The sequence below is a fragment of the Tractidigestivibacter sp. genome, from assembly GCF_050946515.1.
Classification (GTDB): domain Bacteria; phylum Actinomycetota; class Coriobacteriia; order Coriobacteriales; family Atopobiaceae; genus Tractidigestivibacter.
This window is the reverse complement of the sequence record NZ_JBMNUX010000013.1, coordinates 1-17,951: the sequence shown is the minus strand read 5'-3', so window position 1 is coordinate 17,951 and position 17,951 is coordinate 1. Positions and strand designations below refer to the sequence as shown.

16 protein-coding genes and 1 riboswitch are annotated in these 17,951 nt (G+C 63.1%); of the genes, 9 read left to right on the top strand and 7 right to left on the bottom strand.

Going from position 1 to position 17,951, the window contains the following annotated elements; genetic code table 11:
• Positions 1-390: 390 nt before the first annotated feature.
• The 6 genes from sufC to ACOYJL_RS08210 all read left to right on the top strand — a co-directional run bounded on the left by sufC (position 391) and on the right by ACOYJL_RS08210 (position 5,954).
• Positions 391-1,161, top strand: coding sequence for a Fe-S cluster assembly ATPase SufC (gene sufC / locus ACOYJL_RS08235; RefSeq protein WP_433569748.1), 771 nt, complete (start codon positions 391-393; stop codon positions 1,159-1,161).
• On the top strand, positions 1,158-2,573 hold the full coding sequence (sufB, locus tag ACOYJL_RS08230; protein ID WP_433569747.1) for a Fe-S cluster assembly protein SufB: 1,416 nt from the start codon (positions 1,158-1,160) through the stop codon (positions 2,571-2,573). Before sufC ends, sufB begins: the two co-directional genes overlap by 4 nt.
• Entirely contained in the window at positions 2,573-3,694 is a 1,122-nt protein-coding gene (locus tag ACOYJL_RS08225) for a SufB/SufD family protein (RefSeq protein ID WP_433569745.1), read from the top strand. The genes sufB and ACOYJL_RS08225 overlap by 1 nt, the downstream gene beginning before the upstream one ends.
• Positions 3,684-4,955 (top strand): aminotransferase class V-fold PLP-dependent enzyme, encoded by a 1,272-nt coding sequence (locus tag ACOYJL_RS08220; RefSeq protein ID WP_433569744.1) that lies wholly within the window; start codon positions 3,684-3,686, stop codon positions 4,953-4,955. The genes ACOYJL_RS08225 and ACOYJL_RS08220 overlap by 11 nt, the downstream gene beginning before the upstream one ends.
• On the top strand, positions 4,942-5,412 hold the full coding sequence (sufU, locus tag ACOYJL_RS08215; RefSeq protein ID WP_433569743.1) for a Fe-S cluster assembly sulfur transfer protein SufU: 471 nt from the start codon (positions 4,942-4,944) through the stop codon (positions 5,410-5,412). The genes ACOYJL_RS08220 and sufU overlap by 14 nt, the downstream gene beginning before the upstream one ends.
• 89 nt (positions 5,413-5,501) lie before the next feature.
• Positions 5,502-5,954, top strand: coding sequence for an RrF2 family transcriptional regulator (locus ACOYJL_RS08210; RefSeq protein WP_433569742.1), 453 nt, complete (start codon positions 5,502-5,504; stop codon positions 5,952-5,954).
• Positions 5,955-6,281: 327 nt separating this feature from the next.
• Here ACOYJL_RS08210 and ACOYJL_RS08205 read toward each other — a convergent pair whose 3' ends face one another.
• Positions 6,282-7,175 (bottom strand): hypothetical protein, encoded by an 894-nt coding sequence (locus ACOYJL_RS08205; protein ID WP_433569741.1) that lies wholly within the window; start codon positions 7,173-7,175, stop codon positions 6,282-6,284.
• A 606-nt stretch (positions 7,176-7,781) separates the two neighbouring features.
• Here ACOYJL_RS08205 and ACOYJL_RS08200 point away from each other — a divergent pair.
• Positions 7,782-9,371, top strand: a complete 1,590-nt coding sequence (locus tag ACOYJL_RS08200) for an alpha-amylase (RefSeq protein ID WP_433569740.1) — start codon at positions 7,782-7,784, stop codon at positions 9,369-9,371.
• 95 nt (positions 9,372-9,466) lie between these two features.
• On the opposite strand, the gene ACOYJL_RS08195 is transcribed toward ACOYJL_RS08200, so the two are convergent.
• Positions 9,467-10,822, bottom strand: a complete 1,356-nt coding sequence (locus ACOYJL_RS08195; RefSeq protein WP_433569738.1) for a dicarboxylate/amino acid:cation symporter — start codon at positions 10,820-10,822, stop codon at positions 9,467-9,469.
• A gap of 363 nt (positions 10,823-11,185) precedes the next feature.
• Between ACOYJL_RS08195 and ACOYJL_RS08190 the strand changes: the two genes are divergently transcribed.
• Positions 11,186-12,151, top strand: coding sequence for an AEC family transporter (locus ACOYJL_RS08190; protein ID WP_433569736.1), 966 nt, complete (start codon positions 11,186-11,188; stop codon positions 12,149-12,151).
• Positions 12,152-12,281: 130 nt separating this feature from the next.
• Here ACOYJL_RS08190 and fba read toward each other — a convergent pair whose 3' ends face one another.
• Positions 12,282-13,154 carry a class II fructose-1,6-bisphosphate aldolase gene (gene fba / locus ACOYJL_RS08185; RefSeq protein WP_433569735.1) on the bottom strand — a complete coding sequence of 291 codons (873 nt, stop codon included), beginning with the start codon at positions 13,152-13,154 and terminating at the stop codon, positions 12,282-12,284.
• Between the two features lie 391 nt (positions 13,155-13,545).
• On the opposite strand from fba, the gene ACOYJL_RS08180 reads away from it, so the two are divergent.
• Positions 13,546-14,514 (top strand): hypothetical protein, encoded by a 969-nt coding sequence (locus tag ACOYJL_RS08180; protein WP_433569734.1) that lies wholly within the window; start codon positions 13,546-13,548, stop codon positions 14,512-14,514.
• 138 nt (positions 14,515-14,652) lie between these two features.
• Here the strand turns inward: ACOYJL_RS08180 and ACOYJL_RS08175 are convergent, their stop codons facing one another.
• The 4 genes from ACOYJL_RS08175 to ACOYJL_RS08160 form a co-directional block, all read right to left on the bottom strand.
• Entirely contained in the window at positions 14,653-15,489 is an 837-nt protein-coding gene (locus ACOYJL_RS08175; protein WP_433569733.1) for an ABC transporter ATP-binding protein, read from the bottom strand.
• A 2-nt stretch (positions 15,490-15,491) separates the two neighbouring features.
• Positions 15,492-16,556 (bottom strand): ABC transporter substrate-binding protein, encoded by a 1,065-nt coding sequence (locus ACOYJL_RS08170; protein WP_433569732.1) that lies wholly within the window; start codon positions 16,554-16,556, stop codon positions 15,492-15,494.
• A complete protein-coding gene (locus ACOYJL_RS08165; protein ID WP_433569795.1) occupies positions 16,553-17,302 on the bottom strand; it encodes an ABC transporter permease in 750 nt (249 codons plus the stop codon). Before ACOYJL_RS08165 ends, ACOYJL_RS08170 begins: the two co-directional genes overlap by 4 nt.
• A 91-nt stretch (positions 17,303-17,393) precedes the next feature.
• Positions 17,394-17,732, bottom strand: coding sequence for a thiamine-binding protein (locus tag ACOYJL_RS08160; RefSeq protein WP_433569731.1), 339 nt, complete (start codon positions 17,730-17,732; stop codon positions 17,394-17,396).
• A gap of 56 nt (positions 17,733-17,788) precedes the next feature.
• Positions 17,789-17,898: riboswitch (TPP riboswitch) on the bottom strand.
• Between the last annotated feature and the right edge of the window lie 53 nt (positions 17,899-17,951).

The following is a 17,951-nucleotide window of genomic DNA, read 5'->3' as shown; positions in this document are numbered from 1 at the left end:
CTGGATAGATCGAGCGAGAAGGGACGGAGAGATAGGCAGCCGGCCGCCGACCTAGTGCTTGAGTGTCGTTCCCGTCACCATGCGCTCACTTCCCAGGGTCCAATCAACTACGCGCGCTATTTCAGCATGCTTGGGTCAGCATTGCAAGGTGCCTCCGGCAGGCGGCGCGGTCGGCGCGGGACCGCCCCAGTTGGCTCGGCCCGCCTATAAATACCCCCAATCATGTAGGAATTTGTGAAGGGGGCGAGAAACGCCCAATTGTGGGTTGCCTTTAATTCCCTACAAATTACTATGAATTAGGTTGCCCCGCGGTCTCTGCGTGGGTAATAAGTGAGAAGAGCAAGCGCCGACATAGAAAAGAACCCGGCGCTCGTTGGCAAGGAGTACAGCATGGCAGATACGCTTCTCGAGGTGAACTCGGTTTCAGCCGGGACCGAGGACAAGCCCATCCTTCATAACGTCAGCCTCGCAGTTGGCGCGGGCGAGACCCATGTCCTCATGGGCCCCAACGGCGCCGGCAAGTCGACGCTCGGCCACGTCATCATGGGCGACCCCACCTACAAGGTCAGCTCAGGCAGTATCGCTTTTGATGGCCAGGACATCACTTCTCTAACTCCTGACAAGCGCTCTCTCGCAGGCATCTTCCTCTCGTACCAAGCGCCCGTCGAGGTGCCCGGCGTGCCCCTCTACAGCTTCCTTCGCTCAATCAGCCAGATGCGCCCCGAGCTCAAGTGCACGGCGCGCGAGTTCCGCCGCCGCGTAGGCAAGATCGCCGACGAGCTCTCGCTCGACCAGTCCTTCCTGATGCGCGAGCTCAACGTGGGCTTCTCGGGCGGCGAGAAGAAGAAGATCGAGATGCTCCAGCTGCTGCTGCTTCGTCCCAAGCTGGCCATCCTCGACGAGACCGACTCCGGCCTCGACGTCGACGCGCTGGCAACCGTGTCGCGCGGCATCCAAAGCTATCGCGACAACGTGGGCGGCGCGCTGCTCATCATCACGCACAACACCCGCATCCTCGAGCGCCTGACCGTCGACCGAACGCACGTGATGGTCAAGGGCCACCTCGTCGCCGAGGGCCCCGCGTCGCTGATCGACGACATCGACAAGAACGGCTTCGAGCGCTTCGAGAAGACCACTGCCAAGGAGGCCGATGCCCAGTGAGCCGAGAGAGGACCCAGGTCAAAGACGTTGACCGCTCCCTCTACGACTTCACGAAGTCCGAGGAGGGATACGAGCGCTACGCCGACGGACTGACGCCGGACATCGTGCGCGCCATTTCCGCAAAGAAGGACGAGCCTGACTGGATGCTCCAGATGCGCCTCGAGGCCCTCGACGAGTACCACCGCCGCCCGATGGCCACAAACTGGGGACCGTCGATCGCGGGGCTCGACCTAGACCATATCTCAACGTACGTCTCGCCCAAGACCAAGCAGGCCTCGAGCTGGGATGACGTGCCCGCAGACATCAAGGACACCTTCGAGCGCCTGGGCATCCCCGAGGCCGAGCGCGAGAGCCTGGCCGGCGTGGGCGCCCAGTACGACTCCGAGATCGTCTACCACAACATGCGCGAGGAGGTCGCCAAGCAGGGCGTCGTCTACACCACGATCGAGGACGCGCTGCACGATCCCAAGTGGGAGCCCGTCATCCACGAGTACTTCGGCAAGCTCATCCCCATGACCGACCACAAGTTCGCCGCGCTGCACTACGCGGTCTGGAGCGGCGGCTCGTTTGTCTACGTGCCCGAGGGCGTGAGCCTTGACTACCCGCTGCAGAGCTACTTCCGCCTGAACGCCCAGGGCGCCGGCCAGTTCGAGCACACGCTGATCATCGTGGAGCCGGGCGCTGACCTGCACTTTATTGAGGGCTGCTCCGCGCCGAAGTACTACGCGGCCAACCTGCATGCCGGCGCGGTCGAGCTCTACGTGAAGGACCACGCGCGCCTGCGCTACTCCACGATCGAGAACTGGTCGAAGAACATGTACAACCTGAACACCAAGCGTGCGAAGGTTGGCGCGGACGCAAAGATGGAGTGGGTCTCGGGCAGCTTCGGCAGCCACGTCTCCTACCTCTACCCCACCACCATCCTTCAGGGCGACCGCTCGAGCTGCGAGTTCACCGGCATCACCTTCGCCGGCGCCACGCAGGACCTCGACACTGGCTGCAAGGTCATCCTGAACGGCGCCGACACCACCGCCTCGGTGAGCACCAAGTCGATCTCCAAGGACGGCGGCATCAACACGTTCCGCTCGTCCGTGGTCGTAGGGCGCCACGCCGACAACGCGCGCTGCACCGTCAGCTGCCAGTCGCTGATGCTCGACAACATCAGCCGCTCCGACACCATCCCCGCGATGGACGTGCGCAACGCATCAGCAAGCGTGGGCCACGAGGCCACCATCGGCCGCATCTCCGACGACACGATCCTCTACCTCATGAGCCGCGGCTGCTCCGAGGCCGAGGCACGCACGATGGTAGTCAACGGCTTTGCTAACCCGGTCTCGAAGGAGCTCCCGATGGAGTACGCCGTCGAGATGAACAACCTCATCAAACTTGAAATGGAAGGGGCGATCGGCTAATGGCAGAGACGTCCGAAGACACGCCCATGCTCACGCTTGAGCGCGTGAACGAGCCCCCTGCGGAGACGTGGAACCGCCTTCGCGTGAACGACATCACGCTCACCGTGCCCAGGCTCTCGCGCAAGGGCGACGTCTACTTTGCGCTTCCGCAGCTCTTCGAGCGCGTGGAGTGCGGCATGGGCGAGAAGGTCACCAGCTGGGTCACCTCGCAGGCGGCCGACTCCCGCTACGTCGAGGTCCGCGCTCACGAGAAGCGCGCTGAGCCCATCGTGGTGACCATCGACGCCGACAAGGGCGAGGTCGCAGACACGGGCGTCATGGTGCGCAGCGGAGCCTCAGCCACGATCGTGGTTGCCGCCTTGGGCACGGACGCCGGCGCCACCACGTCCGCCTCGCTTCTCCGCGTGATTGCCGAGGAGAACACGAACGTCTCGATCGTCGAGGTCGTGGGCGTGGGCGCCAGCCAGCAGCACCTCGAGAGCCTGGGCGTCACCGCCGACGACGACTCGCAGGTCACCGTGCGCCAGTACGCGCTCGGCGGCGGCACCATCGCCTTCGGCAGCTGCGTGGCGCTCGACGGCGACCGCGCGCGCACCGACCTTCTCATGCGCTACTTCGCTGACGGCAAGGACGTGCTCGACGTGAACCACGTGGTGCGCCAGCGCGGCCACAACACCCGCGCCGAGGTGCACGAGTCAGGCATCCTGGACGACGACGCCACCAAGGCCCTGCGCGCCACGATCGACCTCGTGCACGGCGGGCGCGGCTCCAAGGGCAACGAGGCGGAGAGCGTGCTCGTCTTTGGCGACGGCGTCACCAACAAGACCATGCCCGTCATCCTCTGCGACGAGGACGACGTCCAGGGCAACCATGGCGCAACTATCGGTTCCGTGGCCCCCGAGGCCATGCAGTACCTGGCCGACCGCGGGCTTTCTCGCAGCCAGGCCGAGGCGCTCTTCGTGCGCGCCCTCTTTGAGGACGCCATCATCAACGCACCCGAGGAGTTCTCGCACAAGGTTGCCGTGACCCAGGCCGAGAGAGTGCTGGGCGCCGAGGTCGCGCACGACTTCGACGACAGCGCGAACGCCGACGCGGCCGAGGAGGCGTGTCATGCTGAATAACGAAGAGCTCGCGGAAATCGAGCAGAGCCCCTACAAGGCAGACTTCCCGCTGCTTGCACAGAACCCCGACCTGGTGTTTCTCGACAGCGCGGCCACCGCTCAGCGCCCGGGCGTGGTTCTTGACGCGCAGCGCCGCTTCTACGAGACCATGAACGCCAACCCGCTGCGCGGCCTGTACCGCCTTTCGGTCGAGGCCACCGCGGCCATTGACGACGCTCGCAAGAAGGTTGCCTCTTTTATCGGAGCCGTTGACGAGGCGGGAAATCCCTGTGGCAACCAGATCGTCTTCACGAGAAACGCCAGCGAGTCGCTGAACCTGGTTGCATGGACGCTTGGCCGCACCATCCTCAAGCCGGGCGACGACGTGGTCATCTCCATCATGGAGCACCACTCCAACCTGATTCCTTGGCAGCAGGTCTGCCGCGCCACCGGAGCCAACCTTGTCTACCTGCGCATGAACGACGACTACACGATCACGCCCGAGGAGGTTGCTGCCAAGATTGGCCCCAAGGCCAAGATCGTCTCGGTCACGCAGGTCTCCAACGTGCTCGGCGTCGAGAACGACATCCCGATGATCGCCGCCCGCGCACACGAGATGGGCGCCTACATGGTGGTCGACGGTGCGCAGTCCGTGCCGCACCTTCGCGTGGACGTGCGCAAGCTGGGCTGCGACCTTCTCGCCTTCTCTGCCCACAAGATGTGCGGCCCTATGGGCATCGGCGTCCTGTGGGGCAAGCCCGAGGTGCTCGATGCCATGCCGCCGTTCTTGACCGGCGGCGAGATGATCGACTCCGTCACCGAGACCGATGCCGTTTGGGCGCCCGTACCGCAGAAGTTCGAGGCCGGCACGCAGGACGCGGCGGGCTCCTACGCCTTTGGCGCCGCAATCGACTACCTGAACGAGAAGGGCTTTGACGCGCTCGAGAAGCGCGAGCGGCTTCTCGCCCGCTACCTCACCGACCAGCTTGCGGCGCTCCCCTACGTGACGGTCATCGGTCCCGCCGACGGCGCGCGCCACGTGGGGTCGGTCGCCTTCGACGTGCACGGCATCCACCCCCACGACGTCGCTTCGATTCTTGACATGGACAACGTCTGCATCCGCGCCGGCCACCACTGCGCGCAGCCGCTCATCAACGAGCTTGGCGTCGAGATCGGCAGCACCTGCCGCGCGAGCGTTGCCTTCTACAATGACAAGCAGGACATTGACCGCCTGGTTGCAGGCCTCGACAAGGTTTGGAAGGTCTTCAATGGCAATAACTGACCTCTACAACGCGGAGTTCATGGACCACGTCTCCAACCCCGACTACAAGTACCAGATGGAGAACCCCACCTGCACGCATGAGGGCGTGAACCCCTCCTGCGGCGACGAGCTCGAGTTCTCCGTGCGGCTGGGCGACGACGGCAAGATTGCCGAGGCGGCCTTCACCGGCCGCGGCTGCGCCATCTCGCAGGCCTCGGCCGACATCATGAGCGACCTCATGCTGGACAAGACCCCCGAGCAGGCAATCGAGCTCTGCGACCTCTTCGAGCGCATGGTGCGCGGCGAGGTCACCGACGAGGACGAGCTCGCGCCGCTTGGGGACGCCGAGATGCTGAAGGACATCGCCCACATGCCCGCGCGCGTGAAGTGCGCCGAGCTTGCGTGGCGAACGCTCAAGGAGATGCTCGAGGCGCGCAAGGGCGAGGGCAAGGCCGAGGCTGCCAAGGCCTCCGACTAGCTCCTCACGGCGCCTCACACGTGCGCCTCCCGCTTGCCTCTCGCTTCATGGGACAAAGAGGCGGGGAGCGCCAAAGAAAGGGACTGATCATGGCTGGGATGTTCTCGACAAAAGGCATGTACGCGCTGCGCGCAATGGCTGACCTCGCCTCGCACGACGGCTGGGTGTCGCTGGGCGATGTCGCCAAGCGGCAGAACATCTCTCGCAAGTACCTTGAACAGGTCATTTCTCTCATGCACAAGGCCGGCTACGTGGAGAGCCAGCGCGGCAAGGGCGGCGGATACCGCCTGACGCGCAAGCCCGAGGACTACACGCTGGGAGAGCTTCTTCGCGCCGCGGAGGGGTCGCTTGCGCCCGTCTCGTGCCTGCAATGCACCAACGACGAGATCTGCTCGCGCATCGAGACCTGCCCCACCGTGGGCATCTGGCGCGACCTTGGCCGCGTGACGTCGAGCTACCTCGACAGCAAGACCCTTGCCGACCTCATCACTCCAGACGCCGACAACTGCGCCGACGCCGGCGGTGCCCCTGCCGTTTCGTAGCCCCTGCGCGTCGTCCCCGCTTCTCGCCCCGCCCCGCTTCTCGCAAACCGCCACGTTCCGTAGCGTTTGGCCTCTCTTTCGGGCCCTCAACGGCACGGTTCGTGGCGGTTTGCGTCGTCCTTCTCGTACACCTCCACGTTCCGTAGCGTTTGGCCTCTCTTTCGGGCCCTCAACGGCACGGTTCGTGGCGGTTTGCGTCGTCCTTCTCGTACACCTCCACGTTCCGTAGCGTTTGGCTGGTCGGAGCGCCCGAAACGCTACGGTTCGTGGCGGTTTGCGTACCCGCCCGCCAACACCGCCACGAACCGTCACCGCGACGCGGAAGCGCTAGCGAAGGTCGTCTCGGCGGTCTGCCGTCCGAGGACGATAGTCGAAGCGGTCGCCATAATCGACCGACGACCTCGGCACGCCATACAGCGAAAGGACCCGGTCCATCTTGTCAAGGTCCAGCACGTCACGGAAGTTCATCCGCATCACTGTCACCCCGGCAGCCGATATTCTCGACTCGCGGACCCTCTCGTCGCTCATCACCTCGAGCGCCGTACGCCCTTGAGTCATCTCGGGAGCCTCGTACTTCTCCTTTCCGTCAAACTCACCCGCAACCAGCTTGCCGCGCGGCAGCTTCCATAGATAGTCAACGCGATAGACCCTCCCCCACTCGACAAGGTTCGGAATCTCCACCTGCAGGTCGGGAATCTGGTATCCCAGCTCAATAAACGTCGCGCGGGCGATTGACTCGCCCCAGCTCTCGCTTCGCGGGTCAGCAAATTGCGCAACAAACCGCGCCTGCTTGATGCCCCGATGCCGTGAATACTTCTCAAGCCTCGCTAGCAGCTGGCTTATCGTTTCTCCCGTCATCCGCAAGTAGCTGTCCGCAACGGCGAGACCGCTTGCAAAGTCCAAATGGCAGAGACAGTCTGCGACGGTTTGCTCAAGGGTGGTCGTGCGCACGCCGCGCACGATTACTGAATCGACCTTCCCCATCGTATGTTGGACGCCGCAGATGAGCTGTCGGCTGTGGTCGTCCCCGGGAATGCAGTAATGGAGCCGCGATAAGGCGCGGTACGGAATGGGAAGGCCAAGCATGTGTGCTGCAGAGATGCCGCAAAATACGCAGCTTGGTCGAGAAGAGCAGATCGTACGCATCCGCACTTCGGCGCGCTGTGCGGGATCGAGTTTGTCCCACTCGGCCTTTTCGGCGAAGCAGTCCCTGTCGGGCATTGCGAGAAGCCCCTCGCCGCATAGCTCCATGAGCCATCGACGTTGCTGGTCGCTTCTCGCCGTGAGGCATGAGCCCCGCTTCCACACGAGCCTCACTTGCCGAAGTACCTCTTTCCTCGTTCCTCCTCGCATTGCCATCCCCTCCCCAAGACGCCTCTGGTGGATGACATGCTAGGGGGGTGCCGACCGAGCGTCTGCCTGCGGCCTTGGATGTTCACGCAATTGCCACTAAGTCCCACACAATAGACGTTTCTTCGTATGGCGAATCCCCACACAACGCGGCTTGCGTCCCACACAATGTGCGGCACGGACCGTCCCACCTTCCGCACACCTCCACGAACCGTAGCGTACAGGGCGCTCAAGCCAGCCAAACGCTACGGAACGTGGAGGTGTGTGAGAAGGACGGCGCAAACCGCCACGAACCGTGCCGTTATGGGCCCGAAAGAGGGGTCAAACGCTACGGAACGTGGCGGTTTGCGAAAAGGGCGGCGCAACGCCGAAGCAGCGACGGCGCCGGAAACGGATACACGGGGGAAACACCCCGTGCAAGAAGGGTGCACGAAAGAGGGGTACGGTATAGGTGCGACCCATTCAGGAGGTTCAAATATGACAACAGTTAATGGATGCATGCTGCAAGGCTTCTCATGGTATCTGGATGCCGATAGCGAGCACTGGAACCGCCTTGTCGAGGATGCAAAGATAATTTCTGACTCCGGAATCACGGCAATCTGGCTGCCGCCCGCCTATAAGGGGCAGGGCGGCGCCGAGGACGTGGGCTACGGCGTCTATGACCTATGGGACCTTGGAGAGTTTGACCAGCGCGGAAGCGTGGCCACCAAGTACGGGACAAAGGACCAGTACCTGGCGGCCATCAAGGCGCTTCAGGACGTCGGCATCCAGGTACTTGGCGACATCGTGCTCAACCATCGCATGGGCGGCGACGCGTGCGAAGACGTCCCGGCGCGCGAGGCAAACCCGCAGAACAGAAACGAGATATCGGGCGACCTCCAGACCATCAAGGCCTGGACCAGCTTCACCTTTCCCGGTCGCCACGGCACCTACGATGACTTCGCGTGGAACTGGACCCACTTCCACGGAACCGATTGGGACGAGAACACCCAGCGCAGCAGCGTCTTTCTCTTTGACGGGAAGCATTGGGACCAGTCCGTCGACCACAACGACAACGGCAACTACGACTACCTGATGGGCTGCGACGTGGACGTCAGCTACCAGCCCGTCTATGACCAGCTGGTCAAGTGGGGCAAGTGGTACGTCGACACCACGGGCGTCGACGGCTTCCGCCTGGACGCGCTCAAGCACATGAGCCGAGACTTCTACCTGCGCTGGCTTTCCGCAATGCGCGAATACACCGGCCGCGAGCTCTTCACCGTCGGCGAGTATTGGTCGCCGAACCTCGACGACCTGCGCGGATACTTGGGCGACTCCGAAATCATGAGCCTCTTCGACGTGCCGCTGCACTACAAGCTCTTCCAGGCGTCAAACTCCATGGGCCAGATGGACCTCTCGCACCTCTTTGACGGCACGCTCGTGCAGGTCGACCCCATCCATGCCGTAACTTTCGTGGAGAACCACGACACCCAGCCCGGCCAGGCTCTCCAGAGCTTCATCGAGGCGTGGTTCAAGCCGAGTGCCTACGCCATCATCCTTCTGCGCGAGGCCGGATACCCCTGCGTCTTCTTCGGCGACCTGTTTGGCATGCCCAACGACGGTGGCATCCCGGCGGTCAAGGAGCTTCCACTTTTGATGGAGGTGCGCCGCAGGTTTGCCTATGGTCCGCAGCATGACTACCTCGACAACCCCGACGTAATCGGATGGACGCGCGAGGGCGTGGACGACATGGAAGTCTCGGGGTGCGCCGTGGTCCTGACCGACAAGGAGCACAGCGAGAAGAACATGTACGTGGGCACGCGCCATGCAAACGAGCGCTGGATCTGCGTCATGGGCGAGGAGAACGCAGTCAACATCGACGAGGGCGGCAACGCCACCTTCCCCGTGGGAGACGGAAAGTGCTCTGTCTACCTGCCCGAATCTGCGGCGAACATCCTCAGCCACGACTACAAGACGATCCTCCGCCACTCGAAGTCCGCGGTAAACCCCGAATCGCCAGAACAGCCAATCGCCGAGCAGATCGAGGAGGGCGCCGAGCAGCTCGACCAGGATCAGCAGCAGCAGTAGCGCCAAGACTTTGGCTCCGCAGCGAGCGAAGAAAGGGGCGGCAGGCCATCACGGCCCATCGCCCCAATCTGCCGCTCCGCTACAAGCGCGAGCGCCTACGCAGCAGCGCCCTGCTGCTTGCGGTTGAGCACGTAGCTCTCCTCGCCCTCGTAGACCCTCTCGTCCACAAGGCCCTCGGTCTTCGCAACCAGAAGCGAGGACTCAGCCGCTCCAAGCACGTTGGTCGCGGTTCGACCCATATCGACAATCGAAGAGATGGGCGCAACGACGGCGATGGTCTCAACCGGCAGCCCCATCGCGGCGAGCATCGCCGTCGCCGTAATGGTGGCGGTGCCGGGCACGCCCACCGTGCCAATGGAAACGACCAGCGCCAGCACGACGATGCCCACAACCTGGGTCGGGCCAATCGGCATGCCCAGCGCGTTCATCGCAAAGACGGCGACGAGCGTCGGCCACATGCCAGCGCAGCCGGGCATGCCAAGGTTGGCGCCAAGGCCCGCGGTGAAGCTCGCGACGTCTTCGTCCACTCCCAGGTTCTCGGTCAGCGAGCGCACGGTGACGGGAATGGTGCCCACGCTTGACTGCGTGGTGAAGGCCGTGACGGTCGCCGGAACCATGCCGCGAAGGAAGCGCACCGGCGACAGGCGCCCAATCCAAGCGACAAGCGCGCTCTCGACGCCAAAGAACTGGATGGCAAGCACCACGTACGCAATCGCGAGCACGCCCAGAAGCGGCACCAGCTGGCTTGCGTCGGCGCGTCCGACAGCGCGGCCAATCAGCGCGACCACGGCGTAAGGCGTAAAGCCAACGACCCAGCTCACGGTCTCGCCGAGCACCTTGTTCGCTGCGTCGACAAACGACTTGAACGGCTTGACCGAGACCTTCTCGTCAGCTGCCTCCTTGGAGGCAAGGCGGTTGTACGCCAAGGCCACGATCAGCGCAAAGATGATGATGGGAACCACGAGGTTGTTTGCCCACGCATCGGCAAGGTTCTTGGGGAAGAGCCCCACTATGGTGTCGGTAACTGACGGAACCTCTTCTGCCTGGTAGTCTACGCCCTCAAGCGAGAACCCGCGGCCGACGCCCAGCGGCACCGCAATGAGCAGCGTCAGGATGGATGCGATCAGGGTGTTCAGCTCCAAGAACAGCACCGACTTCAGGCCGATGCCGCGCAGGCGCACCGTCTGCGAGAGGTTCGTGATGCTCGCGATGATGCTGAAAAACAGCAATGGCACCACGATGGCCGAAATCACGTTCGCGAATATCGTGCCGACCACGGCATAGTACGTGTACGCCTGCCCAAACGCCAGGCCAAGGATGACGCCCAGCCCGGTGGCGATGAGCGTGCGGGCGCCAAAGCCCATCTTGAACTTGCGCTTCAGCACGACGAGCAGCGCAAAGAACGCTGCCGCCACGACAAGGGCGAGAAGTGCTTGCAAATCAATGTCCATTGAGGTCTCCTCACTTGATTGCCAACAGAAAAGCGGCGTCAACTTGCGCTGACGCCGCCCAGATAGATGTACCTATTTGCTGCTACCTTTGATGTGGCAGACATCGATGGCATCTACATGGCGCACCAGCGCGGCACAGCCGACAACAACACATCCTCTGGCACTCGTACGCAGCCATCGCGTCCTCCCCTCTAAATCCTAGTTAACTGGTAGGTTTATATGAAGGATAGACGCCAGACCCAACAGATGCAAGCCCGGATGCCCATTAAATTTCCGATAATGAGTCATCGCCCCGGGCGATACCCCGCCTCGAATACCGCATAGTGACTAAGTTATTCTCAATAATTGAAGGGACTTCTCGCCTTGGACGACCTCATCTTCAGCCTGAACGCCACGCTGCCGATCTTTCTCACGATGCTGGTGGGAACATTTCTTCGCAAAGTCGGCGTCATGGACGAGAAGTTCACTGACTACCTCAACAGCTTCGTCTTCAAGGTAGCGCTGCCCGTGCTGTTGTTTCAGGACCTCGCGACACAGGACTTCGCCTCCGCCTGGGACGGACGATACGTTCTCTTTTGCCTGGTAGCCACGGCGCTGAGCATCCTCCTGATTGTGTGCGTGTCGCATTTTGTGATTCACGACACGCCCAGGCGCGGCGAGTTCATCCAAGTAAGCTACAGAAGCTCGGCCGCCATCCTTGGCATCGCGTTCATCCAGAACATCTATGGCACCGCGACCACCGGCATGGCTCCCCTGATGATCTTGGGCAGCGTCCCGCTCTACAACCTCGTGGCCGTGCTCGACCTGACGCTGACGGCCCCAAGCACGGGCGAGAAGAAGCCGACGGTTGGCCAGCTGTTGCGCAAGGCGGGCGTCGGGATCATCAAGAATCCAATCATCATCGGCATTTTGGTTGGTCTTGCCTGGTCGCTTCTGCGCCTCCCGATGCCCGAGATCCTCTCGTCCACCGTCCACAACGTGGCCGTGCTGGCAACGCCGCTGGGTCTTATGGCGCTCGGCGCATCGTTCTCGCTCGAGAGGTCCAAAGAAGAGGTGCCGGCGGCTTTGGTCGCAAGCTTCATCAAGCTCGTGGCCCTCGTCGCAATCTTCATGCCGCTTGCGATCCAGATGGGCTTCCGCGACCAGCAGCTTGTGGCGCTTCTCGTGATGCTGGGCTCCGCCTCCACGGTGAGCTGCTACATCATGGCAAAGAACATGGGCCATGAAGGCACGCTCACCTCGACCACGGTCATGATGACCACCTTTGGCTGCGCCTTCACGCTGACCGCCTGGCTCTGGCTGCTGAAGTCGCTCTCGCTGATCGCATAGCGGAGGCGGCCGCGACCGCCTCCCCTCCGCTCTCCGCGCCACAAGAAAAGGGGCCGGCGCCAGGCCGACCCCTGAAAGATGCGCATGCGTGCCAAATCAACGACGCACGAGCGCCGGAAACGCAAGGCTGTTAGTTCCAGCCCTTGCCCTCGGAGCCAAACTCCTTGATGAGCTCCTTGGTGCGCTCGACGATTGCCTCGCGGCCAGGCTTCAGGAGCTTACGAGGATCGTAGCCCTTGCCCTCCTTGTCCTTGCCCTCCTCGATGTACTTGCGAGTGGCGGCAGCAAAGACAAGCTGGAGGTCGGTGTTGACGTTGATCTTGGAGACGCCGAGGGAGATGGCCTTCTGGATCTGGTCAACGGGGATGCCGGTGCCACCGTGAAGGACCAGCGGCAGGTCGCCCGTCTTGGCCTTGATGGCTGCCAGCTGGTCGAAGGACAGGCCCTCCCAGTTGGGAGGATAGATGCCGTGGATGTTGCCGATGCCGCAGGCGAGGAAGTCAACGCCCAGGTCGGCAATCTGCTTGCACTGGTCGGGGTCGGCCAGCTCGCCGCGGGCGGTCACGCCGTCCTCGGTGCCGCCGATGCCGCCGACCTCGGCCTCAACAGAGATGCCCTTGCTGTGGGCAGCCTTGATGACCTCAGCGGTGCGGTCGAGGTTGGTCTGGAAGTCGGGCTCATGGGAGCCGTCATACATGACAGAGGTGAAGCCGGCGTCGATGCACTTGAAGACGTCCTCATAGGAGCCGTGATCAAGGTGAAGGGCGACAGGAACGGTGATGTGCTTGTCCTCGACGAGGTCACGGACGATGTCAGCGACGACGCGATAGGAGGTCTGCCACTTGGAAGCGCCACCGGTGCACTGAATGATGACCGGGGACTGGAGCTCCTCAGCGGCGTCCAGGATAGACGTGGCCCACTCAAGGTTATTGGTGTTGAAAGCACCAATGCCATAGTGGCCCTTCTCAGCGCTCTGAAGCATAGCAGCTGCATTGACGAGCATAGTTACCTCCATCTGTTGTGAGAAGTAAAGCCGTACCTTTGCTAATAATAGCGGATATTGGAGGCTTCGAACCCATCAGACGGCCAACCAGCTATTCGAATTAAGGTTCGTTTGGTATTGTCTCTTTCGTGGGCGAGTGCTTGGCGGAGTCGCTTTTGTCCGAAGCGGGTACTACTGTAGGTGAGCACCAACCAAGGGACGCTTCGTTAGGGAGGAACGATTCGTGCCAGCCACTTCTAAAAACACCAGAAACGCAGCATATCGTACCAGTAGCGCTAAGAGCAAAGAATCTACCAGCGATAGCAATAATAGCAACAACAAGACCGTCTTCGAAGACCTCTCATTTGCACAGGTTTTGGCAAGCGCACTTGCGGCTGGAGTCTCGTTTGCCTTGTCGTCTCAGATTGGCCTTGCGGGATCGCTCATCGGAACCGTCGTAGGCACCGCCGTGACCGCCATTACCACCAACGTGTTGAAGAACCTATTCAGCGCATCTGCCGAGAAGGTCCGCAGCAACGCCGAGTCGGGCTCTTCCAGCTCCATCGAGAAGACCACCGTGGTGAGCGGCAACGCCGCCTCGACCGCTGACGCTCCAAAGATCCTTGACTCCACAATCTACGGAACCGCGATTGACGAGAGGGGCAACGCCAAGACGAGCGCCACTGCCAGCGCCAGCAGCGCCGACAAGACCGTGGTGCGCAGGGTTGCCTCCACGGGCACGCCCATCGCGCCCGAGAGCGTGCGCTCCGCTGTGCGCGAGCGCTCGAAGACCTACACGCGCAAGAAGATCGCCATCGTGTGCGTTGTGATTGCGCTGGCATCCGTGCTGGTAACGGCTCTTGTCGTCAACTTTGCCACCGCCGGCCAGGGCATCGGCACCACGCCCGGGCGCACGACGACAACCACGACGCAGACGGCGACGGAAACCGAAAGCTCGACAAGCCCCACCGACAAGAACGAGGGCAATTCGCCCACCAAGGATGACAGCACGACGTCGGACACCTCAACCACCGGCACCACGACGGACGACACTTCCGACACCAGCTCAACCGGCAGCAGCACCACGAGCGACAACTCTGGCAGCACAAGCTCCAGCAACTCCGGCTCCGGCACCACGAGCTCTGGGTCAACCACGAGCAGCTCCGACACAAGCGACAGCTCGACCGACTCTTCGTCGAGCACCACGGGCAGCGACAGCAGCGACAGCAGCAGCTCGACGGACAGCTCCGACACCAGCTCGAGCACAGGCAGCTCCACTGGCTCGACAGACAGCTCCTCAAGCGACTCGGGCACGAGCACGACTACCAGCACAACGACGAGCACCACTTCCTCCGGAACGGGGACGAGCTCGTCAAGCTAGTTGACAACGCGCCGTGCGTCCCATTTTCGCCACGGCGCGTCGCCATACATCGGGGAGGGGGCTCCGCATCGTGCGGGGCCCTCCTCTTTTGTCATGCCGTTCCGCAGGCGCACTGCGCTGCCAGAACGGCGCTCTTCCCTACCCCAGAAGCTCGATGACCCGGCGCTTTGCAGCGAGAAACTCGGGCGTCAGGGCAAAGTCCTGCTCGCCCGCGACGCCGCTCATGCTACCGCGGTCGGGCGCAACGGTGCCTGCAAGGCGGCTGGGCTCGCCCGCAGAGGGATTTCCCGCCAGCACGTAGATGACGCTTGCCATAGAGACCGCCTCGTCCACGTCGTGCGTTATCACCAGCGCGGACATCCCCAGCTCGCGGGCCATGTCGCAGAACCAGGTGCGCATCTGGGCGCGCGTGATGGCGTCAAGCGCCGAGAAGGGCTCGTCCAGAAGCGTGACGTCGGTCCCCATCAGATAGGTGCGCATGAACGCCGCGCGCTGGCGCATGCCGCCGGAGAGCTCGGCCGGCCAGCTCTTCTCGGTGCCCGAAAGGCCAAAGCGCTCAAAGAGGGGCTCAGCCTTCTTGCGCGCCTCGTCGCGCGGGACGCCCGCGATCACCAGCGGAAGGCACACGTTGTCGATGATGCGCAGGTTGGGCAGAAGAAGGTCCTTCTGCAGCATGTAGCTGATCTTGCCGGGGCGGCCAGTGACGTCCTGGCCGTGCAAGATGACCCGGCCCTCGTCGGGGGTGGTGAGGCCTGCGAGCGCGTGGAGGATCGTGGTCTTCCCGCAGCCGGAGCGGCCCACAAGGCAGGCCACCTCTCCCTCGCCCACGCAGAGAGAGATGTCCCGCACGACGGGGCTGCCGCCGTCCCAAGAAAGCGTGAGGCCGTCCGCCTCAAGCGCCGGAGTCGTGCCGTCGCCCCTGCCGGCGGCCGCTCTGGCTCCCGCGCCCTTCTCCACGTCGCTCGCCTGGCTCATGGCTACTCCAGATACTGGGTGTCGAAGCCGGCGCTCACGTCGAGCTGGTTCTCGACGAGGCCCTGGTCGTTCAGCCACTGGTAGAACTTCGCCCAGCGCTCGCCGTCGATCTGGCCCCACGAGGAGGCGTCAGAGATGTACTGGTCGGCCAGGTACTCCTGGCTTGCGCGCACGAGGTCGGCGTCCAGCTCGGGAACCTCCTCGCAAAGGATGTCGGCAGCCTCGTCGGGGCTCTCGGCACAGAACTCGTAGCCCTTCTTCGCGGCGCGCAGGAAGGCACGAGCCTGGTCGGGGTTCTCGCTCAGGAAGTCGTCGTTTGCGGCGATGACCGGCGTGTAGTAGTCAAACACGTCGTCAATCGAGATGAACGAGAAGTAGTTGACGGCGTAGTCCTGCACCTTTGCGTTCTGGACGGCCCAGCCCTCATAGACCCACACGCAGTCGAACATGTTGGCGCGCAGGCCGCTGACCTCGTCGTCCACGTCGTAGGGCACCATGTTGAGCTTTGAGTAGTCGCCGCCGTCGGCCTCCATCACGTCCTTGATCGTGGCCTGCTCGACGGGCTGGTTCCAGGTTGCGTAGGTGTGGTTCTCCATGGCCTTGGGGCTCGTGATGCCATCCTCCTGGCGGCTCATGATGCCCGAGGTGTTGTGCTGGATTACGGCTGCGATTGCCGTGTAGGGCATGGGCTGGTCAGACGAGAAGCTGTTGGCCATGACGTCCTGATAGCTCACGCCAAGCTGGGCGCCGCCCGCGCCAATCAGGGCGTCGGCGCCGTCCTCAGGCGGCTGGACGATCTCGACGTCCAGGCCCTCGTCGGCGAACCAGCCTTTGTTCTTGGCGACGTAGATGCCGGTGTGGTTGGTGTTGGGCGTGTAGTCAAGCACGAACGAGATGTGCGTGAGGTCCGACGAGCTGGAATCGCTGCTCGACGAGTCGGCAGAAGCGCTGGAATCGCTGCTCGAACTAGAGGACGAGCCGCAGCCAGCCAGAGCGGCGGCGCCAAGGCCGGCCGTCGCGGCGAGAAAGGCGCGGCGGGACATGGGCGCACGGTTCAGATGCTTCATTGTTTGTTGTTCCTCTCCGCCCTCTTCCAGGGCATGCACAGGCGCTGCAGGGCGCTCACGAGCTCCATGAGTGCAAGCGACAGCGCGGAGATGATGATGATCACGGCAAACATGCGATCGTACGAGAAGGACTTGCGGACGCGCGTCATGTAGACGCCAAGGCCCCAGTTGCCGCCGAGCCACTCGGCGATGACGGCGCCGACGATGGCGTAGGTGGCGCTGATGCGCAGACCGCTGAAGAACTGGTCGGCCGCGGCGGGCAGCTTCGCGTAGCGGAAGATCTGCCAGCGGCTGGCCCCCATCGTGCGCATGAGGTCGATCACGTCGGGGTCGACAGACGCAAAGCCCGCCACCAGCGAGACCGTTATGGGAAAGAAGGTGGTGATGATGATCAGGACCACCTTGGGCAGAAGCCCGTAGCCCAGCCACAGCACCAAAAGCGGCGCGATGGCGATGGTGGGGATGGTCTGCGAGATCGTGACAAGCGGGTTCATGGCAAGGCGGAACCCCTCAAAGCGGTCCATGAGCACGGCGAACACGAAGCCGAGCGCCACGCCCAGGCCAAGGCCGATTGCCGACTCGATGAGCGTGGTGCCTGCGTGCTGCATGATGAGGCCGAAGTCCTCGACCAGCGCGAGCACCACCTGTATCGGAGTCGGCAAGAGGTAGTTGGCAACGAGCCCCGTGTCAACGACGAGCTCCCACACAACGAGAAGCCCAGCGATGGTGAGCAGCGGCGTCAGGATGCGACGCGCACGGCTGGGAGCCGTGGCGCTTCTCGGGGAAGCCGGCGTGGCGGCGCTTCTCGCGCGACCATGTCCTTCTCGAGCGGCCACCCTATGCGACCTCGCTTGCCTTCTGGGCAAACTCGGGGTCGCCGGCGTGATACTTGCCAACCTTGTGCTCGGTGGTCATGACCTCGCCCTCGGGGCGGTAGTCGATCTTCACGTAGGCGGCCATCTTCTTGCAGCCGGCCTTTGCGCCCACGAGCTGGCAGTTCTTCACGATCTCCATGCAGGTGTCGTAGTCGCCCTCGATGGCGGTCTCGAACGGGCCGACGAAGTAGTCGACGCCCGTGGAGTCAATGTAGGCGATGACCTCGTCGACGATGCGGCAAATCTCGTCGTCAGTGGTGGCGTCCATCGGCAAGAACTGGATAGCAACGGAACACTCCATAAACGCTCCTTCCCTGGGCGCCGCGCAAAAAAGGCGCCCACGTTTCCGTAGGCGCCCGAACGTGCTGCTCTGGTCCCTACGCCGGCATTACCCGGATCAGGTCTTCGGGTCGCGACGCGCGCGCCGCCTCTCAGCCAGGCTTTCCCCAGCTCCCCGTTTTACGTGGTTGAGTGTAGCACGAGTGCGCGCGGGTGGAGGGAGTCGCTTCAGTTTCCCCTT